General features: G+C 60.4%; 16 protein-coding genes and 2 tRNA genes. 10 read left to right on the top strand and 8 right to left on the bottom strand.

From position 1 onward, the window contains the following. Nucleotides 1-223: 223 nt before the first annotated feature. The 7 genes from QP363_RS12140 to QP363_RS12170 all read left to right on the top strand — a co-directional run bounded on the left by QP363_RS12140 (nucleotide 224) and on the right by QP363_RS12170 (nucleotide 9,148). A complete protein-coding gene (locus QP363_RS12140; RefSeq protein WP_070730342.1) occupies nucleotides 224-2,017 on the top strand; it encodes a DUF262 domain-containing protein in 1,794 nt (597 codons plus the stop codon). Next, on the top strand, nucleotides 2,007-2,930 hold the full coding sequence (locus tag QP363_RS12145; RefSeq protein WP_246822987.1) for a hypothetical protein: 924 nt from the start codon (nucleotides 2,007-2,009) through the stop codon (nucleotides 2,928-2,930). The genes QP363_RS12140 and QP363_RS12145 overlap by 11 nt, the downstream gene beginning before the upstream one ends. 44 nt (nucleotides 2,931-2,974) lie before the next feature. Beyond that, entirely contained in the window at nucleotides 2,975-4,561 is a 1,587-nt protein-coding gene (gene serA / locus QP363_RS12150) for a phosphoglycerate dehydrogenase (RefSeq protein WP_284764698.1), read from the top strand. 135 nt (nucleotides 4,562-4,696) lie between these two features. Beyond that, nucleotides 4,697-5,716 carry a 3-isopropylmalate dehydrogenase gene (locus QP363_RS12155; RefSeq protein ID WP_070730340.1) on the top strand — a complete coding sequence of 340 codons (1,020 nt, stop codon included), beginning with the start codon at nucleotides 4,697-4,699 and terminating at the stop codon, nucleotides 5,714-5,716. A gap of 17 nt (nucleotides 5,717-5,733) precedes the next feature. Further along, complete coding sequence (locus QP363_RS12160; RefSeq protein ID WP_284764699.1) at nucleotides 5,734-7,602, top strand: DUF294 nucleotidyltransferase-like domain-containing protein; 1,869 nt, start codon at nucleotides 5,734-5,736, stop codon at nucleotides 7,600-7,602. Continuing rightward, nucleotides 7,603-8,220, top strand: a complete 618-nt coding sequence (locus QP363_RS12165) for an exonuclease domain-containing protein (RefSeq protein ID WP_070447617.1) — start codon at nucleotides 7,603-7,605, stop codon at nucleotides 8,218-8,220. Nucleotides 8,221-8,338: 118 nt separating this feature from the next. Continuing rightward, entirely contained in the window at nucleotides 8,339-9,148 is an 810-nt protein-coding gene (locus tag QP363_RS12170) for a fumarylacetoacetate hydrolase family protein (RefSeq protein ID WP_284764700.1), read from the top strand. A gap of 8 nt (nucleotides 9,149-9,156) precedes the next feature. Here QP363_RS12170 and QP363_RS12175 read toward each other — a convergent pair whose 3' ends face one another. From QP363_RS12175 to QP363_RS12210, 8 genes are all read right to left on the bottom strand, one after another. Then, complete coding sequence (locus QP363_RS12175; RefSeq protein ID WP_070730337.1) at nucleotides 9,157-10,260, bottom strand: isochorismate synthase MenF; 1,104 nt, start codon at nucleotides 10,258-10,260, stop codon at nucleotides 9,157-9,159. Between the two features lie 80 nt (nucleotides 10,261-10,340). Beyond that, nucleotides 10,341-11,684 carry a choice-of-anchor M domain-containing protein gene (locus tag QP363_RS12180; protein WP_070643344.1) on the bottom strand — a complete coding sequence of 448 codons (1,344 nt, stop codon included), beginning with the start codon at nucleotides 11,682-11,684 and terminating at the stop codon, nucleotides 10,341-10,343. Continuing rightward, on the bottom strand, nucleotides 11,681-12,577 hold the full coding sequence (locus QP363_RS12185) for an anchored repeat-type ABC transporter permease subunit (RefSeq protein ID WP_070643347.1): 897 nt from the start codon (nucleotides 12,575-12,577) through the stop codon (nucleotides 11,681-11,683). The genes QP363_RS12180 and QP363_RS12185 overlap by 4 nt, the downstream gene beginning before the upstream one ends. Then, nucleotides 12,574-13,302 carry an anchored repeat-type ABC transporter ATP-binding subunit gene (locus QP363_RS12190; protein WP_070730336.1) on the bottom strand — a complete coding sequence of 243 codons (729 nt, stop codon included), beginning with the start codon at nucleotides 13,300-13,302 and terminating at the stop codon, nucleotides 12,574-12,576. The genes QP363_RS12185 and QP363_RS12190 overlap by 4 nt, the downstream gene beginning before the upstream one ends. Then, nucleotides 13,295-14,194 (bottom strand): choice-of-anchor M domain-containing protein, encoded by a 900-nt coding sequence (locus tag QP363_RS12195; RefSeq protein ID WP_083313785.1) that lies wholly within the window; start codon nucleotides 14,192-14,194, stop codon nucleotides 13,295-13,297. Before QP363_RS12195 ends, QP363_RS12190 begins: the two co-directional genes overlap by 8 nt. Further along, a complete protein-coding gene (locus QP363_RS12200; protein ID WP_070643355.1) occupies nucleotides 14,187-15,686 on the bottom strand; it encodes an anchored repeat ABC transporter, substrate-binding protein in 1,500 nt (499 codons plus the stop codon). The genes QP363_RS12195 and QP363_RS12200 overlap by 8 nt, the downstream gene beginning before the upstream one ends. Further along, complete coding sequence (locus QP363_RS12205; RefSeq protein WP_070643357.1) at nucleotides 15,686-16,804, bottom strand: choice-of-anchor M domain-containing protein; 1,119 nt, start codon at nucleotides 16,802-16,804, stop codon at nucleotides 15,686-15,688. Before QP363_RS12205 ends, QP363_RS12200 begins: the two co-directional genes overlap by 1 nt. 15 nt (nucleotides 16,805-16,819) lie before the next feature. Continuing rightward, entirely contained in the window at nucleotides 16,820-19,189 is a 2,370-nt protein-coding gene (locus tag QP363_RS12210; protein WP_070730332.1) for a choice-of-anchor M domain-containing protein, read from the bottom strand. A gap of 162 nt (nucleotides 19,190-19,351) precedes the next feature. Between QP363_RS12210 and gltX the strand changes: the two genes are divergently transcribed. The 3 genes from gltX (at nucleotide 19,352) to QP363_RS12225 (ending at nucleotide 21,228) form a co-directional block, all read left to right on the top strand. Beyond that, on the top strand, nucleotides 19,352-20,851 hold the full coding sequence (gltX, locus tag QP363_RS12215; protein ID WP_284764701.1) for a glutamate--tRNA ligase: 1,500 nt from the start codon (nucleotides 19,352-19,354) through the stop codon (nucleotides 20,849-20,851). Nucleotides 20,852-21,024: 173 nt separating this feature from the next. Next, nucleotides 21,025-21,096: transfer RNA gene (locus tag QP363_RS12220), tRNA-Gln, on the top strand. Between the two features lie 56 nt (nucleotides 21,097-21,152). Further along, a tRNA-Glu gene (locus QP363_RS12225) sits at nucleotides 21,153-21,228 on the top strand. The last annotated feature ends 152 nt before the right edge of the window (nucleotides 21,229-21,380 follow it).

Consider the following 21,380-nt stretch of genomic DNA (forward strand, 5'->3'; position numbering starts at 1 on the left):
CACTAGTGGCACAACTCTGACCAGCGAGTATCCGGTTCCCGCTGGTAGGCGATTCCCGCGAAACTTATGAGCTGGGTAAAGAATCCGCTGGACGCAACTGCCTAAACCGCGTTTATCTGAAGATTCCCGTTGGCCTGTGTGCAGTGGTCAACGGGAATCTTTTGTTTTGTGATGTTCGCGCACAAACGGGCACATTCCCACATCCGAGAGTAGGGTTGAGGCCATGGGTTTCTCTACGCCAAGCTATGACCTTAATGACCTCTTCGCCCGCATCGATCGCGGTGATATTCAGCTTCCCGATTTCCAGCGCTCCTATTCTTGGGACGAGGACCGCATCCGATCGTTGATCGTCACTGTCCTGCGCGGCTACCCGCTCGGCGCATTTATGGCCTTGGATACCCGCAACGAGGCTATGCGCTTTCGGCCGCGGCCGCTCGCAGGTGCGCCCAATACCGGGGTAAACCCCGGTCTGCTTCTGCTCGATGGTCAGCAGAGGTTGACCACTCTGTACCACTGCTTCCGTGGCGAGGGTTTTGTCGATACCACTGATTTTCGTTCCAAGAAGGTTTCCCGCAAGTACTTTGTAGACTTGCATAAGGCGACCTCCGAGGACATCATGCCGGATGAGGCCGTCTTCGCGATCAACCAACACGGCGAGCTGCGCTCCCACTTCGCGCCAGAGCTCGAGTCTTCTTTGAACAGCCGTGAGGCCGCCGTGGAAGCATGCTGCATTCCCGTCTCCGCGCTCCTGAGCGAGGAGGGCACTAGCATGCTCTTCGAGCTCGCGGCAGCTAATGACGGCGCCAATCGCGATGTTGTTGCTGCCTTCAACAACCGGATTCTGCGCCCCCTGTCCGGCTACACTGTGCCGATGATCCGTCTTTCTCGTGAGACTGCGCGCGCTGGCATTGGCTCCATCTTCGCGCAGGTGAACTCGGCTGGTTTGCAGATGGATGTCTTCGATCTCCTCACCGCAGTCTTTGCCTCGGAGGACCCGGACTTTCACCTGGCGGAGGATTGGGCGGCCGTCGAGAAGCAGCTGCGTGCCTTCCGAGCGCTCGACGGCATTGGCCGTAATGAGTTCTTGTCGGCAGTGTCTTTGCTGGTGTCGGGGGAGAAGGGCAACGCTGGCGGCCAGCGCGAGGATATCCTGCAGCTCTCGCTGTCGGAGTACCGCAAGGCTTCGCAAACCCTAGTGATTACTTTCCGTGAGGTGGCTGAATTCTTAGCTGAGCGCTGCATCCTATCTTTGGAGCAGGTGCCCTATTCCGAGCAGATCATTCCGCTGGCGGTGATCTTGGCACGTCTGGCGGAGAAGAAGGGCGTGCTGTCGAGCCAGGAATCCTGGGACCGCCTCAACCAGTGGTTCTGGAGCGGCGTCTTTGGTGAGCTCTACGGCTCGTCGGCCGTGAAGCTACGTGCCGCACGCGATGTCGACGAGGTCACCGCATGGGTTGCAGGCGACACCGAGGATATTCCGAAGACCGTCCGTGATGCCTCCTTCCGCGAGTCCCGCCTGTTGTCGGTAGGAGAGCACGACGGAGTGTGGCACGGCCTGTACGCCCTGCTCATGGCTCGTGGCGCAAAGGACTGGCGTACGGGCCGTCCATTTAGCCGCCATAGCTTTGAGGAGCTGCAGCCGGGCTTCTTCCCCGTCTTCCCACTTCGCTGGTGCGAGCGCCACGGCGTCAGCGGCGTGCTGGCAAACTCCGTGCTGAACCGCACTCCGATGGGCAAACGCACCGAGGTTGTCATCGATGGGCATTCGCCCGAGCGCTACCTGCCGCGCGTGCAGTCGAAATCGATCATGGAGGATGCTGAGTTCGATAGCGTGCTGGCCTCCCACGAACTGGAACCAGAGCTGCTGACCGCAAAGACTGTGCACCAGTTCTTTGCTGACCGCCGCGAGCGCTTCGTTGGCATCGTTGAATACGCGCTGAACAAAAAGGTAGTGCGTGACGTGGACGAGGCGAATCTCTCTGGTGGCGAGGAGGGGCCGCAGGCCTTTGCTCGTTAAGATTCCATTTCTACGTGGGCTAAAGGCCGTCTCCGCGGCGCTACTGCTGGGCATGACCGCTCTGGGAGCCGTAGGGTGCTCATCGCTGGGACGCGGTGAGCCCCTCTTGACTCAAGACATCACCGCTCTCCCTGAGTCTGAGATTGATCTGGCTCGCGCGAGCGAGGAAAACCGCCTGCGGCTCATTGATCCTCAATTCGCCGATGAAGTCACCGTTGTTGGGGACCGTTGGGGAATCGATTCGGCACGTTTATTTTTCAAGGAGAGCAATTCGCTGATCCTCGCCGAGGAGACGGATGCTGCGGCCTTGCGCGCAGCGACGTTGAGCGTGTCGCAGCGCGTTCCCATGGTGACCTACGACGATTCGATTCGCCCGCAGATTTCACAACTGCTCAATGACCTTGATGTTGACCGAATCCTGGTTATCGGCAACGTCCCGTGGGCTAGCCAGAGCGGGCAACTCGAGGTCATCCACGACCCAGGAAACACCAAGGCGTTGGGGGAGTACACCGCTTTTCGTTTTGATTCCAAAGTAGTGATGAACCGTGAGCGCATGGTTGATAACATCGCGCGCTTGGATTCCTCTACGAAAACGGAGCTCAAGGCCGCGTGGGAGCCGCTGCCGCAGCATCTTACCAAGGAGAAGATGCCGGCGATTCCCGCGCAAGCGCGCCGTGATGCGCAGATGGCACCGGTAATAGTGGCGACGAAAGATAGCCCCTTAGCCAATGTGGTGAATGCCACCGCATATGGCGGTACGGTGTTCGTGATGGAGGACCCGGATCCGACGGCGACGAAGGCCGGCGCGGCGATTACAGCTGGACTATCAGACGGGCCGATCGTGGCCCTTGGTCCGGAATTCGGTTCAGTGACAGAATTCACGCATAAAATCACTCAGGGCTGGAAAGAATAAACTACACTTCTCGGCATCTCCAATTCTGACTAGTAAAGGAAGTTATGTCGAAGCCGGTCGTTCTTATCGCCGATAAGCTTGCAGAATCCACCGTCGATGCTCTCGGGGACACCGTCGAGGTCCGCTGGGTAGATGGTCCAAATCGTGCGGAGCTGCTCGCCGCGGTGCCGGAGGCTGACGCCCTCCTCGTCCGCTCCGCCACGACTGTGGATGCGGAGGTGCTGGCCGCTGCGGAGAACCTCAAGATTGTGGGCCGCGCTGGTGTCGGTTTGGACAATGTTGATATCCCCGCTGCCACCGAGCGCGGCGTCATGGTTGTCAACGCGCCGACCTCCAACATTCACTCCGCGTGTGAGCAGGCCATCGCACTGCTTCTAGCCACCGCCCGCCAGGTGCCGGCAGCAGATCAGTCTCTGCGTCAGGGGGAGTGGAAGCGTTCCTCCTTCAAGGGCGTCGAGATCTATGGCAAGACCATCGGCATCGTCGGCTTCGGCCACATCGGCCAGCTCTTCGCACAGCGTTTGCTGGCTTTTGAAACCACCGTCATTGCCTATGACCCTTATGCCAACCCGGCTCGCGCAGCAGCGCTGGGTGTAGAGCTGGTGAGCCTTGAGGATCTCATGTCCCGCTCTGATTTCGTGACCATTCACCTGCCTAAGACGCCGGAGACCGCCGGCATGTTTGATGCTGAGCTCTTGGCTAAGGCCAAGAAGGGTCAGATTATTATCAACGCCGCCCGCGGTGGCTTGGTTGATGAGGCAGCGCTGGCAGAGTCCATCAAGTCGGGCCACCACCGCGGCGCGGGCTTCGACGTGTATGCTTCCGAGCCCTGCACCGACTCCCCACTCTTCGAGCTGCCGCAGGTAACCGTGTCTCCGCACCTTGGTGCTTCCACGGTAGAGGCGCAGGACCGTGCGGGTACCGACGTCGCCGCATCCGTGTTGAAGGCGCTGGCCGGTGAGTTCGTGGCCGACGCTGTCAATGTTGAAGGCGGCAAGGTCGGCGAGGAGGTATCCGGTTGGCTGGATCTGACGCGGAAGCTTGGTCTCGTTGCCGGAAACCTCCTGGGTGCAGCGCCCGTCGTCATCGAGGTGGAGGCGTGTGGTGAGCTGGCCAATGAAGAAGTCTCAGCGCTTGGTTTGTCTGCCGTTCGCGGCGTGTTCTCCGGCGTGGTTTCGGAAACCGTTACTTTTGTCAACGCCATGAAGATCGCCGAAAGCCGCGGCGTGACCGTGGATGTTAAGACCAACGTGGAGTCGAAGGGCCACCGCTCTTCGGTGCGCGTGAAGGTCATCGGCCCGAACGGTCTGGTTTCCCAGCTCACCGGTGCCTTGACTGGTATCGATGGTGTGGAGAAGATTGTCCGCATCAACGGCCGCGGCGTCGACATGCGCGCTACCGGCCGCAACCTCTTCTTCTCCTACAAGGATGCCCCGGGCGCACTGGGAACCGTGGGCACCAAGCTGGGCGCTGCTGGAATCAACATCGTGGCTGCCGCCCTGACCCAGGGTAAGGAAGCCTCCGATGCTGTGCTCATCCTGCGCGTCGAACGTGAGGTGGCGGAGGAGCTGGTCGAGGACATCAACGCGGCGCTGGGTGCTACCTGCCGCCAGCTCGACTTGGACGCATAGCCCACAGCGCTAAGCTTTTCGCAACAGCCCCCGTGAAGGATCCACCGTGGTTCTTCACGGGGGTTTCTCCGTCGCCGAAGTGTGGAGAGTGGTACGCTCACATGTATCCAATATGTGAGAAAGGAATCCCACAAAATGAAACTAGCAGTGATTGGTGGCGACGGCATTGGTCCTGAGGTAACCGCGGAGGCATTGAAGGTCCTGCGCGCGGTTCGCCAGGATATCGAGGTCACTGACTATGACCTCGGTGCTAGGCGCTACCTGCGCAACGGGGAGCTGCTTACCGACGCCGACCTGGCATCCCTGCGCGAGCACGACGCCATCCTGCTCGGTGCGATTGGCGCACCCGGTGAGGTTCCGCCTGGTGTCTTGGAGCGCGGCCTGCTGCTGAAGATGCGTTTCGCCCTCGACCATCACGTTAACCTGCGCCCCTCCAAGCTGTACCCAACGTCCACCTCGCCGCTGGCGAACCCGGGTGATATTGATTTCGTCGTCGTGCGCGAAGGCACCGAAGGTCTGTACTGCGGTAACGGCGGCACGCTGCGCGAGGGAACCGAACACGAGGTGGCCTCAGAGGTTTCGCAGAACACGCGCTTCGGCGTTGAACGCGTGGTGCGTGATGCCTTCCAGCGCGCAATGGGCCGCCGCAAGCACGTGACTTTGGTGCACAAGACCAATGTCCTTGTTAATGCCGGCGGACTCTGGCAGCGTACGGTGGACGAGGTGGCGCAGGAATTCCCTGAGGTTAGCGTGGACTACAACCACATCGATGCCGCAACCATCTACATGGTCACCGACCCTGCGCGCTATGACGTCATCGTTACTGACAACCTCTTTGGTGACATCCTGACTGACTTGGCGGGCGCGGTCACCGGAGGTATCGGCTTGGCCGCCTCCGGAAATATTGATGCCTCCGGGGCTAATCCCTCCATGTTTGAGCCGGTCCACGGTTCTGCACCGGACATTGCGGGCAAGGGGATTGCGGATCCCACCGCGGCGATCTTGTCCGCGGCGATGCTGCTGCGCCACCTCGGAGACGAGGACAACGCCGTGCGCATCGAAGAGGCCGTGGCGGCCAATGTTTCCGCCCGCGGAGGAGCACAGGCGCATACCCCTGAAATTGGTGATCGAATCGCCGCCGCGCTCAGTGCCTAGCGCTGTATGGTTGGCGCATGAGCGTCGAAATAGACGAGGTCACTAGCTTCCTCGCCCAGCATGAGCCTTTCTCCCGTCTGCCGGAGGAAGAGCTCACCGCCCTGTCCTCACAGCTGAGCATGATCTACCTGCGCCGCGGGGATATTCCCATAAAGATGGGGGAAGAGAATGCTCATCTCCACATCATCCGCACCGGTGCGATTGATGTGGTGGGAGAGGAAGGCGTGTTACTGGACCGCCGCGAATCTGGCCTTACCTTTGGCTACTCCACACTGCAGGGAGAGCCGGTCTCTGCCTATGAGATGGTCGCGGTGGAAGACAGCCTTGTCTTCACCCTCCCGCAGGAGGCCTTTAGCCAACTCGCGGAGCGCAACCCTGACATCGCGCGTTTCTTTTCAGCGCAGTCCCGCCAGATCCGAGCAGCAGCGCGGGAGCTCACCGAATCCGCACCAACAGACGTGCTCCGCACGCCGCTGAGGGAGCTCATTCGGACTGACGTGTTGACGACGCCAGCCGCAACTACCATCCGCGAAGCTGCTCTGCTGATGACAGAGCATGGCGTTTCTTCGTTACTCGTCGTGAAAGCGGGCCCGGAGTCAGACAAGCGTCTCACCGGAATCCTTACCGACCGCGATTTGCGAACCCGGGTGCTCGCCGCCCAGCGCGACCCTGCCGAGCCGGTAGGGGAGATCATGACGCCGCAGCCCCTCACAGTATCGGCAGATGCCCCGGCCATGGAGGCCCTGCTGCACATGGCCGAGCGCCGAATCCGCCATTTGCCGGTGGTCAAAGAAGGCACCCTGCAGGGGATAGTGACACAGTCGGACGTTACCCGGCTGCTGCACAATGATCCGGTCTACCTCGCTGCGGATCTTTCACGGCGCTCCAGTGTTGCAGAGCTGAATGGTGCCTTCAATGAGGCCACGCGCCTAGCCGGGCGCTTCGTGGAACGCGGCTCCACACCGGCGGAAGCCTCGAGCCTGGTCACGCTTGCCGCCGATGCTATGGCACGACGCTTGTGCACGCTGGCGGAGGAGGAGCTCGGTCCTCCGCCTGTGGAGTATGCCTTCGTGGCCGTGGGCTCGCAGGGAAGGCGAGAGATGGCGCTGGCCTCGGACCAGGATAATGCGCTTGTCCTCGCGGATGATTTCGATGCCGCTGCGCATGGGGAGTATTTTGCGCGGCTTAGTTCCTTTGTGTGCCAGGGCTTAGCCGACGCCGGGCAGATCCTGTGTCCTGGGGACATGATGGCCATGACCAATCAGTGGCGGATGACGCGCTCCCAATGGATCGATACCTTCCGTCGGTGGATTCGAGACCCTCAACCGGAGGCGCTGCTCAACGCGCAAATCTTCTTCGACTTCCGGGTTCTCTATGGAAGCGAGGCGCTGGGCCGGGAAGTTCACACTGCGGCCGTGGAAATGGGACAAGGGGCAACGCGCTTGCACGCCCACCTAGCTAGCTTGGCCGCGCGCCGTGAGCCACCGCTGACCTTCTTCCGGGGGCTTGTGGTGGAGCGCGATGGCGACTACGAAAACACCCTCAATATCAAAAAGGGCGGAACAGCGGGCATCGTGCAGATGGCCCGTCTCTTCGCCCTGGCCTCCGGTTCCACCGTGGTGGACACGCGCCAACGGCTCAGGGAAGCAGCGGGTAGTACGGTGAGCCGACAGGGCGCACAGGAGCTTCTCGACGCCTTCGACTACCTGCGTTCCCTGTCCTTCCAGCATCAAGCCCGCCAGCTGCGGGAGGGCCAGCAGCCGGATTATCACATCGACCCCAAGGGCCTCGGCCGCATGGAGCGAGAGCACCTGCGCGATGCTTTCCGTGCCATCAAGTCGATGCAGAATGCGTTGGCCACGAAGTATCCGGTGAGGAATATCTAGATGTGGAGCCCCTGGAGACGGCGTGCGGATTGGGGCGCGCCAGGACGAGGCACCCCGCTCGATGAACTGGATTTGCTTGCCGTAGACATGGAGACCACGAGCCTAGACCCGCGAAAAGGAAAGATTGTCTCCATTGGCTGGGTGCCGGTTAACGGGGGAGTCATCGACTTATCTGGTGCCGGCTATACCGTGGTTCGCGGCGCGCAGGTGGCCGAGGATGCACATGTCCACCTGCTGACGCAGGAGGTCATTGATGCCGGCGAGGAGCTAAGTATCGCGGTGACGCAATTGCGCCAAGCTCTGCAGGGACGCGCACTACTCGCGCATTTCGCGGCCTTGGAGGTGGGGTTTATTGAAGCTGCCTCCCGTGAGGTCTTTGGGGAGCGCCCGCGACTGAGCGTGGTTGATACCTTTGCGCTCGAGCGGCGCCACATGGAGCGCATGGGAACCTACCCGCGCGGAGAAGATTTGCGCCTGCCCCGCGTGCGCGCGCGTTATGGTCTACCGCGTTATGGAAGCCACAATGCGCTCAGTGATGCCTTGGCCTGTGCTGAGTTATACCTTGCGCAGCGGGGACACACACGGGCGGTGACCTTAGGGGACGTCGCCCAGCGCTAGGCCTGTGCGAAGGTGCTCGCCGCGGAACTTGATGCCAGTAGAAGCATTGCAATCTTTGCAACCTTTACTCAAGACCCCTGATCGCGAGTTAAAAATCCTTGCGAGTAGTATGGCCGTTATGCGTTTAGGACGAATTGCTCACACCGAAGGTATCTGTTTCGCCATCATTGATGGCCCCGCCGACGCCCCGCTTGACCAGCTGGTGGCGAAGGAAATTTCCGGCACACCGTTTACCCCACCGGAGCCGACTGGCCGTGAGTGGCCGCTGAGTGAAGTACGCCTGCTGGCGCCGGCCCTGCCCACCAAGGTCGTAGCTCTGGGCCGCAACTACGCCGACCACGTGGCGGAAGTCTTCAAGGAATCCGCGGAGCACCTGCCGCCGACGATCTTTATCAAGCCCTCCACCTCGGTCATCGGCCCCGGTGCACCCATCAAGATTCCGGAGTTCGCTACCAACGTTGAGTTCGAGGGCGAGCTCGCCGTGGTGATTTCCAAGGTGTCAAAGAATATTGATCCAGAGAAGTGGCGCGATCACGTCGTCGGCTACACGATCTGTAACGATGTTTCTTCGCGTGACCTGCAGTTCCAGGATGGCCAGTGGGCACGTGCGAAGGGCATCGATACCTTCTGCCCGCTGGGCCCGTGGATTGAGACGGACTTGGACTGCATCAATCTCGATAATCAGAAGATTAACGCCTACCTCACTCACGAGGGCAAGCGAGAGCAGAAGCAGGATTCCAATACGGATCAGATGATTGTGAAGATGGGTGACATCATCGCTGAGATCTCGCAGTCCTACACGCTGCTGCCGGGTGATGTCATCACGACGGGTTCCCCGGCTGGCACGGCGCCGATGGTGCCGGGCGATACCATCGAAGTTGAGATCCCCGGCGTGGGTAGCCTGAAGAACCCGATCGAGCGAGCCTAAAAGCTGCTTTAGAGGTTGAGCGCGCGCAAAATGGTGCGCAGCTTAGCCGTGGTTTCCTGAAGCTCGGCCGTCGGGTCGGAATCCACGACGATTCCTCCGCCAGCCCACGCGCGGGCGGAGAGGCCATCGCCGGCCACCTCGGCGCAGCGGATGGCTACCATGTATTCGCCGTCGCCGGAATCATCGCACCAGCCGACCGCGCCGGCGTAGAAGCCGCGGTCGGTTTCAGCGGTTTCGATAAGCGCTTGTGCGGCCTCAGTGGGGGTGCCACAAATAGCAGGGGTGGGGTAGACCAGCTCGGCCAACTCGAGGGCAGTAATGCTCGAATCCTTAAGGGTTCCCGCGATCGGCGTTCCCAGATGCCACATCTCATTGGTGGAGGTCAGCTGCGGAGACGTGGGGGCATCGAGGGTCTCGCACAGAGGCTGCAGAATCCGGCGGATATGGTCCACCACGAAGGCGTGTTCGCGCAGGTCCTTTGCTGAGTTGTGGAGGTCTTGGCCCGCTTTGATATCGCGTGCCTTATCAGCCTGGCGGGGTGCGGAGCCGGCTAGGGGGAAAGCTGTAACCGTTGATCCCTGCTTCTTGACCAGCACTTCTGGGGAGGATCCGACGAACATTGCGCCAGGGCGTCCAGCCGGAGTGAGGTCGGCGATAAAGCCATCGCGGTGGGAAGATAAATCAATGAGTCGCGCGGCGACGAGGAGCGGATCCACAGGGGCATTGAACTCGATGTCGACGGCGCGTGCAAGCACCACCTTATCCAGTTTGGAGGCCTCGATCGTGGCAATGGCCGCCTCGATGCGGCGCAGGTGCTCCTCCGGCTCTGGGTCAAACCCAGTCACGCGCGCGTTGAACGTACCGCTGCGGTAATAGGCGTGTGGTTCGAGTGGCCCGTCCTCGCGGATGATGCTGCGCGGCACGGTCAGTGCCACTGGGTCACCCTTGTGGAAGGGCAGCGCGCCGACAACCATGGGTGCCGTGCCGGCACGCAGAGCAGCTACGGCAGCGTCAACATCGCTGAAGGTGGCCACTGATCCTTGGGTACGCACAGACCCCGTCGCGCGGGACAGGAGGAAGTCAGGGGCGGTAGAGGGTCTGTTTTCACACATAAGGAATAACTCTAGTTGTTTGCTGCGCTAGTGCCGAAACCAGATCCCCCTCCTTACAGGCTGTGCGCATGGCGGTAGTGCTAGTCGCGCTTGCGCGGGCGGAAGAATTGCACGGCGATGAAAAGCCCAATTCCTAGCAGCAGGGCCAGCGAACCCATGCCCGCCAGAAAGCCCGCCCAGAAGCCCACCATCGGGGCTCCATAGCTCGTAGCCTGGATGTTTCCGCCGTCAGCATACTGTTCTGGCGCGTCAGATGCCGGGCGTTGTGCCGCTGCTTCTTTCCTGGCATTCCTTTCGCGGTTGGACGCGGCGCTGCGCGTCGAGTCCTTGGCGTCGGCGGACGATGTGCTGCGCGAGGACCCACGCTGTGCCGAATCTCTCGGTTCTTGTGCAGTGTGGGCTGTAGCGTTGGGGGCCGGGTTGCGGCCTTGCGCAGTCGCAGAGCTGGGAGCGCTTGGCTCTTTCGACCCTGTTTCTTTCTGTGGTTTCGTGTCCTTCCGCGCGCTGGCCCGTGTGGAGCGCTCTGAGTTCTTTTCCTCCTTCGCATTCTTCGCATCGGAGGGTTTCCCGCCGTTGAAGAAGGTATCGGCCTCTTTGAAGGTCTTGTCCATCGTCTTATCTAACTGCGCAATGGACTTGGAAGTGTCATTAATGTCCTTGGCCAGCTGCTGAGGGCGGTTTTTCGGGCTTCCCGAGCCACCGCTGCCACCTTCGCCCGAGCCCCACTCCAGCTGGCAAAGCTCAGAGGTGTCCGCGCCACCTACCAAGAAAGGCACATCAATAGAGTGCTCGGAGCCATCGTTGAGGGTGAAGGTAAAAGTGGCAGCATAGGCGCCCGGCTCGCTAAAGATGATCCCGGTGTGACTGTGGAAATGATCAGGATAGTCCCACGTGATATCCGGGTTCTCGGAGTCAAAAAGCACGGTCGGGTCAGCACCCACGGAGTTCTGGAAGCCCACCATACGTCCGCCTTCCGGGCCGCTGTGTAGCGTTAAGGATAAAGTGGCATCGGCCGCAGTGGCCTCGTCGAGGTAGCTGGTGTTGAACCCCACCCAGGGGATATTCGGATCTTGGGTTTGGGGGATTTGCCAACCACTCGATGGAATATCGCTGCCCGCTGATTCATCGAAAGCGGCGTTGCTGCCTACTTCTACGTAGAACTCCCCAGAGGCATAGTCCTCACCGGATTCATCATCGCGGGCTATAAAGGACAGGTCCCCGGAGTCACCGACCAAAGCGAGGTCTTGGTGTCCGCGGCTGAAGGCGTGGAGGGAGTCAGCATCACAGGAAGTGTCGCTCGCTTGCTCGGCCGCGAGGGCGGGCGGTGCAGCGTGAACGAGCATCGGGGAGCTCAGCGCTAGAGCAGCGGTTGCGGTCAAGGCGAGGGGACGGTAGATCATGCGTGTCATTGGGAGAATGTTCATGCGGACAAGGTCTCCTTTGGGGTGTGTGATGTCGAGGCGGATGCGGAAGCGCGGCGGGAGTGCATGAGAGGGGAGAGCACCCATGCCACGAGGAAACAGGCGGTAAGGAGTAGAACGATGGTGGCACCGGCGGGAAGGTCAATGGCCCATGCCAGGTAGATTCCGAAGAAGCTACCCAAGGAGCCGATCGCCGCGGCTGCGAACATCATCGAGCCCAGCGAGTCACAGAGCAGGCGGGCGGTCGCGGCTGGGGTGATAAGCAGCGCGAGGACGAGGACGTTGCCGATGGTGCCTACGGAGATAACCACTGCGCCCGTAACACAGAGGTAGAGCACGATGTCCAGAGCAAAGACAGGAAGACCCATTGCGCGGGCGGTTTCCTTGTCCAAGCAGGTGGCGGTGAGCTGGGGGCCAAGGAGAAGAACCGTGGCCACGATGAGCACCGTGACGGTGAACGCGGTGTAGAGGTCCGCGCGGGAGACACCCGTGAGCGAGCCAAAGAGAAAGCTGGTGAGCGAGGCTGTATAGCCGTCTACTCGGGAGATGATCACCATGCCGAGGGCGAAGGCGGCGGCAAAGAAGATTCCGATGACGGAATCCTCGCGCACGGTGCGCCGCTGGGAGAAGCATGCGATGAGCACCGCGACGGTGCAGCCCGCCACGGCGCCGCCCAGCAAGACTGAGCCTTGGAGCACGAAGGCAATGGCCAGCCCCGGGAAGACCGCGTGGGAAACAGCATCACCGATGAAAGACATGCCGCGCAGCACGACATAGCATCCCACCACGCCGCACACGATGGCAGCGAGGATAGAAATTCCCACCGCACGCGCCAGGAAGTCCAAGTGTGGGTTGGTGAGATCCTGGAAGAACTCGATGAGTGAAATGTCGATCATGCTGCCACCCCAATCGCAGAAAGCAATGGAGAAGAAGCTGAGACCCCGAACGTGTCGCTCCAGGGCTGCGAGGTCATGCGCAGTGTTTCCGCTGGACCATCCGCGATGATTCCCCGGTTAAACAGCACGAGCCGCGAGCAGGAATGCGCGGCCTCCGAGAGGTTGTGCGTGGACATGACAACGCTGGTGCCATCGGCGGTGAGTTTGTCAAAGAGAAGTAGGAGCTCTTCAGTGTTGGGGGCGTCGAGGCCGGTAAATGGTTCGTCGAGAAGCAGTACCTCAGGCTCGCAGGCTAAGGCCCGGGCGATGAGTACACGCTGACGTTGGCCACCGGACAACTGCGCGATGGGGCGTCGTGCGAATTCCTCCAAGTTGGTGAGCTCGATGGCCCGGCGGGCGGCCTGTTTATCAGCACGTCCCGGACGACGGAACCAACCCACAAGTCCGGTGCGTCCGCTCAGCACAGCGTTGGACACGCTGATGGGGAAGTCCCATTCCACGTCGTGGCGCTGCGGGACATACCCCAGCGAGGTGCCCACGTCGATGGTCCCAGTGAAGGGGACGAGACCCAAGATGGCGCGCATCAGCGTGGTTTTGCCCGCGCCGTTGGGGCCGAGGAGCCCGATGAACTCGCCGGGGTGAACGGACAGGTTAGCGGCGTCGATGACCCTGCGGCCGGAGAGCGAAACGGACAGGTCCTTGACTGCAATGAGGGGGCTAGTCACGCTGGCCGCCCTTCGCACGCACGACGGCGATAATGGCACCGATAAGAACGAGGACGCCCACGCCGGCCAGTGCCCAGATCCATACCGGCACGGATGCCGAGGCAGAGCTTGGATCGGTAGAGGATTCAGCGTTCGGATCCCATTCTGTTGCCTGAGCTTGTGCGACATCCGTTTCATCACCTACAGCAAAGGTCAACGTAGCCTCGGCGGCTACCTCGCTGCCGGCGCTTTCGCCCGCGCCTTCGCCGCTCATGCGGACCCGCACCTGGTGGATGCCGGGCTCAGTGAACACCCAATTGGCGTGGGTATGCGTGCCCAAGTCGACCCAGAAGCCTTCTGAGTTCCCGGTGGCGGTGGACCATAGCAACTGTGGTTCCTCGAAGCCGCCGTTCTGCAAGAAGAGGGAGAATTCACCTGGTCCTTGGTGCCCGAGGAACTCCATAGTGACTCCTCTCTCAACGTTCGCTTCTAGAGAGGGGGCCTGGGTATTCCAACCTAGCCACGGCACATCAGCCTGCTCCGTTTGTGGAACGACCCAAACCTGCGAACCGGGCTCGGCGCCGACGAAGGAGAAAGCCTTGTCCTCAGGCAGGGTTAGCAGGGCGTTGTCGCCCACCTGGAAGACCATATCGTCGGGTTGACGCCACACGGGTGTTTCGGCCGAATCGTCACGGGCGAGGAACTCTGCGTGGCCTTCATTAAGCAGCAGGCCTAGGTCGACGTGGCCGTGATCGATGGCGGCAGCAGTTCCTGGTGCCGCCACCTCTTCGTCGGAGCTGACAACTTGAGCCAGATCCCCGGCCCAGGCGGCGGAGGGCGCGAAGGCCAGCGCTGCGGCGCTCAGTGCTGCCGCAAGCGGCATAGTGAAAGTTCGGATGGTGCGATTAGACATGAGATTCCTTTGTTGTGCTGCCAAGGCAGCGGTTGAGTGAGTGTGCATTGAAACGCATTAGATCGAGATACGTCGGTACGGCGTCATCGAGGGTGTCACCGTAAATGGGGCACACCGCCACCCCGAGGGAATCGGCGGCCTCCCTAATGACGTCTGCACTGGCTTGTTGGGTCGGTTCCACGAACACCGCGGGAAGCTGGAGGTTTTCCAAGGTGCGGCGCAGCGCGATGACATCGCGCGGCGAGGGCTCGATGGCCGGGTTGGGGCTAACGAAACCCGCGATATCAATGCCGTAGCCTTGCTCCAGGTAGGCGTATCCGTGGTGGGGTGTGACGAGGTGGCGGTTGTGCTCAGGAATGGCAGAGATGAGCTGACGAACCTCTGCATCGACGGCTCGCAGTTGTGCGATGTAGTCCTGTGCGCGAGCACGGTAGTCCGTGCCGTGCGAGGGATCCGTTTGCGCAAGTTGCTCAGCGATAACCTCGGTAAAGCTGATGACATTGGCGGCGTTATGCCACAGATGTGGGTCTACTTCGCCGTGAATGTGCTTGCCCAAGACAGCTTGGGGCAGGAGATAGGTCTCATCCCCGGGCCGGCCCAAGAAACGGTAGGAGGGATCCGGCGGTATCTGTTGGAGAGCGGAATTCGGGATGCTGAGCACCGTGGTGTTCGGATCAAAACGCTCGCCTTGATCCTCCAAGTCGAGTTTTCCTGTAGCCATGTCCGCGGTGATATCGACGTGACCTGCATCGAGCGCGTGCATCCCCTCAGGTGCGCTTACGCCCACCGCCACTGTGAACTCCTGTGGCGAACTATCTGTTGCACCGAAGCTCAGCCGGTAAATTCCGGGCTTGTTGAAAGCCCAGGAGACGTGCGTGTGAGCATTAGCCGGCAGCGTCGTGGAATCGTTGTGCTGGTCAATCCCTTCAGCGCTGTTAAAGAGCGGCTCAGGTGTACCGAATGTAGAGACTACGTAGGCCGCGACATCGCCGGGGCCTTCCACATCGAGCAGACGCATGTCGACGCTCGTGGTACCTGGGGCTGCGTTGCGCACACGCAATCCCAGCCATACCGCATCGAGGGTAACGTTTTCTACCAAGGGGACGAGCTTCGCGCCGTGGGTGGATGCTTGGTCCGCCACTTCAGTGACGGGCACATCCGATGACTCCCGCAAGGACTTCAGCAGGCTTTGCGGCTCGAGGAGAAAACCATTGGACAGCAATACGTCGGCGTTAGCGATATCGCGCACCGAGCGCAGGCTCGGCTCAAAGGTATGTGGATCCTTTCCCGCAGGAATCAGCGTGGTCACTGTGGCATCCTCACCTGCTACGTGCTTGGCGACGTCCCCCAGTATCGGCGTCGTCGCCACCACCTTCACCTTCCCATCGTCTCCGCTGGCGGAGCTCGCGCAGCCACTCACCATGGACGCGCCGAGAAAGATGGCGGAAAGAAGCGCGGTGTACTGCGTCCGAGTGCGAACCTTCAGTGGCATTAGTCGCGGCCCTTCATGAGCGCGAGGCGCGCCAGCGCCAGGCCCAGCACAAGCATGCCCAGGCCGAGGATTCCGATGCCCCACGGCAGCAGGTTTTGCCCGCTGTCGTAGTAGCCGGCCGCAGCGACGGTGTCCACATTCTCCCCGTCCGCGGCTTCGGCGGATCGGCGAGAAGGCTTGCGCTCTTTCCTTTCTCCGCGCTCTTTACGCTCCTTGCTGCTTGCCTGTTGCTTCGCGTTCCTGGTTCCGCCTGCGGATGCCGCACGGCGGGTACCGCCTCCAGCGTTTCCACCTCCCGGGCGTGTTCCGGAGGAAGAGGATGCCGGTTGCTTAGGGGAGGCGTCGCTCAGCTCTGCCTCGTGGTTGTCTTCGGTACCGTCATCCCCATGATCGGTGCTGGTTTCCCCGTCCCCGGACTCCTGGGGTGCTGAGTCACCATCACCGACATCCCAGGTATAGGTGACCTGATTACTCGTATCGCCGTTGGATTCCGCTTGGACAGTCATGGTGTAGATACCAGGTTCACTAAAAGCCCAGTTAACGTGGCGATGCGCCGGGTACGCCTGGTTGATGACGTCACCAGAAACGAGATCGAGCTCACCGGCATCGGTGACCGGTTGGATATCGCCGAAGCCAGCCGTTTCGAAGATAAAGACGTCACCAGGCCCAGTGACCTCGACGAATTCGAAGTTAACGTCTTTGTAGCCAGCAGATTGTGCCGCTTGGGTATCCCAACCCGGCCAGAGCAGCGAGCTGTCTTGGGTTTGGGGGAGGTAATACGTGGGTATACCAATGCCGTCGATGCGCTCGGTCGCCTCGCTCCATGCTTCTTCTGCGACTTTGAGGATGACATCGTTGCCGGGCCGGAGAACACCACTGCCGGTGACATCCTCCTTCATCGACAAGGTCAGTTGACCGCCCGGCGCGGAGACATAAAAGGCATCGACATGTCCGGAATCGATGAGCTCGCTGTCGGCGCGGGCTGGCGCAGGATAGCCAAGGACGGCCACAAGCATCGCCACGGCAACGGTGAACGTGAACACGGCGGCGCTGGTTTTCTGCAGTGCACTGCTCTGGCGCAAGTTCAAGCGCTGAGCAGCGGGTGGTGTGGAGTGCAATCCAGTGTGTCCTTTCTAGCGGGGAAGAAGGCCATTGAACCGCGCCGCAATCTGGTCACGGTGATCGTTGTAGAAGTTGAGGAAGCCTTGGAAGATGATGGCCAAGACAACTGGGAGTACCAGGCCCCACAGGCCCTCGAGTTTGGGCAGAGAGGATGTCTTGTCTTTCTGGCCACCAGGCTGGTTATCGTCTGGCTTCTTATCGCCTGGTTTATCTCCGGGTTTCTTGCCACCAGGCTTCGGGGTGTCTTCGCCTTCGTTTCCGTCCTTCGAGTTCGCACAGTCTTTGATTGCGGCATCGCCCGCTGCGACGGTGAGCGTTTGGGGAGCAGAGGAGATGTCCTTGCCCTCTGTGGTGGTGGCCGAATAGGTGACCTCAAGCTTGTACATGCCTGGCTTGGTAAACGCCCAATTGGTGTGGGTGTGCGAAGCAAAAGTGGTCTCGATGGAGTAGTCACCCTCGGCGGAATTGATCAGCGGGGTGAAAACCTTGCCCAAGCCTTCGGCAGTGAAAAGGCCTACCTGCGCACCCTCTGGCATCTCCACGGGCTTGATGTTGAGCGTGACTTTGCCGTCTTTATAGTCCTTGTAGTTGAGGGCCTGGGTGTTATAGCCCGGCCAGATGATGCTCTGCTCCTGGGTCTGTGGGAGGAGGAAGAACTTTTCCTTGCCTAGGTAATCGAAGTCCTTGCCCTTAAGTGCGGCGGGGCGGGAGCGCAGGGCGTTGTCGTGCACCGCGAGGACCACGTCATCGAGCGGACGCTCGACGGCCTTCTTGTCCACGAGGGCCGTTTCATCCTTCAAGCGGGTGAGGAACTCATCACCCTCACGGGTGACCGCAATGTCGACGTGGCCGCGGTCAAGTACCACCTTGTCAGCACAGGTACCAGTGTGTTCTCCTGCGTCCGGTTTCGGGCTGTTATCCGGGGCTGGCGCAGGAGCCTGAGCCCCAGCGCCGAGTTTGCCCGCTCCCTCGTACTTTTGCCCGAAGGCGAAATTGTCGGTCAGTGTGATGCTGCCGGACTCTTGCGTGATGCTCGGGTGCGGAAGAATATCGAGGCGTACGGTATTGCCGTTGAAGTTTGCATCGGCGGCGACGACAAATTCCGCGCGGCCGCGGGTGATCGTGCCGTCGAAATCGATGTCGGGAAGCGAACTTCCCTTGCTAAAGAAGCCGCCGTGCACGTAGCCTTCCAGGTTCTTATCGGCTGCCTCCAGGATGATGCGGGTGGCGTCTTCGCCCTCCGGAACAGCGCGTGCGGACAGCCCCGTGTCAGATAGCGAAACCTCTTCTCCGGAGAAGAGCTGGCGGGGGTTAGTGGTTTCGGTCCAGGAGTCCGCAGACGTCTTCGAGGTGGTGGAAAGCTCTGCGTTTGCAGAGTAGGCGAGCTCCTCGCTCACCCAGCGCGGGCTGCCGTCCTCCGGGGTGTACACAGCTTGGATTGTTGAAGCCTCGGGTCCTAAGAATTCATCGAAGTGTGCCTTGCCATCTTTCACGGCTAGATCGGTGAGGAAGTAGCCGTCGATCAGCAGTGTCAGAGTGCCGTCGCTGCCGCCAGCGAAATCGATGGAGGAAAGGCGCTCATCCCCATCCTTGTCCCCGGATTTCTTGGGCGTGATGCTCAGGCGGTAGTCCTTCTGGCTGGCATCGCCGGAGGAGGCCTGGTCAAAGCGCTCTTTGAGGGAAGGCGTTTTTTCATCAACGGGCCGCTGTCCGCCGACTTGGATCGACGTGGTCGTGGGCTGGGAGGTAATCAATGAACCATCCTTGCCCCGCGCGCTCGTTTGATAGGTGAGCTCATAGCGTCCAGGTTTAGAAAATACGGTGTAGTTGTGGGTATGCGTGCCGCTGGTCAGCCATGCGGAATGTGGAGCGCCCTCGGTGGTTCCAAAGAAACGCTGCAGTCCGCCGGGTCCGGGGTAGTAGCCAAACATCTCGACATCGCCGGGTCCGTCAACGCTTAAGAGGTCCAGGGAAGCAATGTTGTCGCGGAAGTCGTCAACAGGCAGCTCTGTGTCGGCGCCGAAGCCCATCCACACCGGGTCCAGGCTGCCTTGGACACTGGCAGGCGCCATGTAATACGTTTCACCCGGCTTTCCCACAAAAGCGAGCGCAGGGTCCTGAGGCACGGTGAACTGGTATTGGTTGGTGCCGTTCTGGTTCCAGCCTTTGCCTACCCAGGTGACGGTATCGGCTAGGTCGTGGTTGGACTGTGCAGAATGGCTCTTGAGGTTGAGAGCATTGCCCTCCCAGAAAGCCTTGGGAGAATCAATATGTGTCTGAGTGGCTACGTGTTTGCCGTCGTCGGGACCAGCGACGGCGGTAGCGGGGGAGAAGAGAAGCGTGGCGCAGGTTAAAAGCGCCACATAGCGAGTTCGAGCCACAGTCTGGGACCTTTCTTCAGTTCTTTGGCGAGAATTTCACTATAGGTAATGGAATTCAGTCCCGTTAAGCTTGCGCAGAAAGCCCAGTTCACGCTTAGTGGAAACGGGGTTCAATTACCCCCAAGTGGGGCGGCCAGTGCAGTGGGGAGGCGCTGAACTACGATGGGGGACATGACTAAACCGACATCCGACGTCCGCGTCCGTTTCTGCCCTTCGCCTACCGGCACGCCCCACGTGGGCATGGTCCGCACGGCTCTGTTCAACTGGGCCTATGCCCGTCACACTGGCGGTACGCTCATCTTCCGCATCGAGGACACCGATGCTGCCCGTGACTCTGAGGAGTCCTACCAGGCCATCATCGACTCCCTGAACTGGCTCGGGTTGGGCTGGGATGAAGGTGTTAACGTCGGTGGCCCGGATGAGCCTTACCGTCAGTCGCAGCGCATGGACATCTACGCAGATGTCCTGCAGAAGCTCAAGGATGGCGGCTATGTCTATCCGGCCTACTCCACCAACGAAGAGGTTCAGGAGCGCCATAAGGCGGCCGGCCGCGACCCGCAGCTGGGCTACGACAATTTCGACCGCGACCTCACTCAAGAGCAGATCGACGCCTTCGAGGCAGAAGGCCGCAAGCCGGTTTGGCGCCTGCGCATGCCGGACAAGGATTGGTCCTGGAATGACCTGGTGCGCGGCGAGATGACTTTCAAGTCGGAGACCCAGCCGGACTATGTCGTGGCGCGCTCGAACGGTGCGCCGCTCTACACGCTGGTTAACCCGGTCGACGATGCCCTCATGGGAGTTACCCACGTCCTGCGCGGTGAAGACCTACTGTCCTCCACGCCGCGTCAGCTCGCCCTCTATGAGGCGCTCGTGGAGCTTGGTATTGCCAAGCAGACTCCCGAGTTTGGGCACCTGCCCTTCGTGATGGGTGAAGGCAATAAGAAACTGTCCAAGCGTGACCCACAGTCCAACCTGTTCAACCACCGCGACAACGGCATTATCCCGGAGGGCATGCTCAACTACCTGTCGCTTTTGGGTTGGTCCCTGTCTGCCGACCAGGACATCTTCTCCGTTGACGAGCTCATCGCCAACTTCGACGTTCACGACGTGTTGGGTAACCCAGCTCGCTTCGACCAGAAGAAGCTCGAGGCCATTAATGCCGACCACATCCGTCTGCTGGAGCCAGCAGACTTTGCGCAGCGCCTGCGCGACTACCTGACTGAGTACACCGACTTCCCGGCCGACTATCTGGAAGAGAAGTTCGCTTTCGCTGCAGATCTGGTGCAGACCCGCATCAAGACGCTGTCTGACGCCTATGGGCTCATGTCCTTCCTCACCACGCCGGATGCCGAACTGGAACTGGATGAGAAGGCAGCACGCAAGAACCTCAAGGAAGAAGCAGTGCAGCCGCTGGAGGTTTCCATCGCCAAGCTGGAGGAGCTCGGGGAGTGGAAGACGGAGGAGATTGAGAAGGTTCTCTCCGCCGCGCTTATCGACGACCTCGGCCTCAAGCCACGCAAGGCCTACGGCGCCCTGCGTGTAGCAATCTCTGGCCAGCAGGTCTCCCCGCCGCTGTTTGAGTCCATGGAGTTGCTGGGCAAGGAGTCTACTCTGGCTCGCCTTAAGGCTGCGCGTGCTCTCACGCCGTGGAGCGCTGAGTAGATCCATTTAGTAGTCTCACATGGCTGTCATTTCGGGGCGTTAGGTTTCATTCCTAACGCCCCGAAAATGCTTTCTGAACTGGCGATTTGTGTGTATTGGCAGTGCTGGATATAGTAATAAACCGTTGCAGCGAGCGGCGAGGGGTTAAAGCCTCGGCCAGTTCAAAGCAATAATGGCCTATGGTGTAATTGGCAACACAACGGTTTCTGGTACCGTCATTCTAGGTTCGAGTCCTGGTAGGCCAGCAGTGATAGCGATGTAACGTGGCACTGCACGTTACAGTACGTCGTCACAGTTCTAAGCCCCGTTCGTCTAGCGGCCTAGGACGCCGGCCTCTCACGCCGGTAACACGGGTTCAAATCCCGTACGGGGTACCACTCAAAGAGTGGCAAGCACGATGAGCTTGCCACTCTTTTTCTTATAATTGGCGACCATGCACTTCTACATTGTTCAGGCTTAAGGGACATTTCGTGTGGATTTGCGGCGTGTCGCACTAAGGGACATTTCGTGTGGATTTAGGAGCGTCCGG

Source organism: Corynebacterium sp. UMB6689, assembly GCF_030215295.1.
GTDB lineage: Bacteria > Actinomycetota > Actinomycetes > Mycobacteriales > Mycobacteriaceae > Corynebacterium > Corynebacterium aurimucosum.

What these genes read in the sequence shown, in the direction of transcription:
- QP363_RS12140 (WP_070730342.1), top strand. Translation starts at nt 224, where the DNA reads ATGGGTTTCTCTACGCCAAGCTATGACCTTAATGACCTCTTCGCCCGC.
- serA (WP_284764698.1), top strand. Translation starts at nt 2,975, where the DNA reads ATGTCGAAGCCGGTCGTTCTTATCGCCGATAAGCTTGCAGAATCCACC.
- QP363_RS12155 (WP_070730340.1), top strand. Translation starts at nt 4,697, where the DNA reads ATGAAACTAGCAGTGATTGGTGGCGACGGCATTGGTCCTGAGGTAACC.
- QP363_RS12160 (WP_284764699.1), top strand. Translation starts at nt 5,734, where the DNA reads ATGAGCGTCGAAATAGACGAGGTCACTAGCTTCCTCGCCCAGCATGAG.
- QP363_RS12165 (WP_070447617.1), top strand. Translation starts at nt 7,603, where the DNA reads ATGTGGAGCCCCTGGAGACGGCGTGCGGATTGGGGCGCGCCAGGACGA.
- QP363_RS12170 (WP_284764700.1), top strand. Translation starts at nt 8,339, where the DNA reads ATGCGTTTAGGACGAATTGCTCACACCGAAGGTATCTGTTTCGCCATC.
- QP363_RS12175 (WP_070730337.1), bottom strand. Translation starts at nt 10,260, where the DNA reads ATGTGTGAAAACAGACCCTCTACCGCCCCTGACTTCCTCCTGTCCCGC.
- QP363_RS12180 (WP_070643344.1), bottom strand. Translation starts at nt 11,684, where the DNA reads ATGAACATTCTCCCAATGACACGCATGATCTACCGTCCCCTCGCCTTG.
- QP363_RS12185 (WP_070643347.1), bottom strand. Translation starts at nt 12,577, where the DNA reads ATGATCGACATTTCACTCATCGAGTTCTTCCAGGATCTCACCAACCCA.
- QP363_RS12195 (WP_083313785.1), bottom strand. Translation starts at nt 14,194, where the DNA reads ATGTCTAATCGCACCATCCGAACTTTCACTATGCCGCTTGCGGCAGCA.
- QP363_RS12200 (WP_070643355.1), bottom strand. Translation starts at nt 15,686, where the DNA reads ATGCCACTGAAGGTTCGCACTCGGACGCAGTACACCGCGCTTCTTTCC.
- gltX (WP_284764701.1), top strand. Translation starts at nt 19,352, where the DNA reads ATGGGGGACATGACTAAACCGACATCCGACGTCCGCGTCCGTTTCTGC.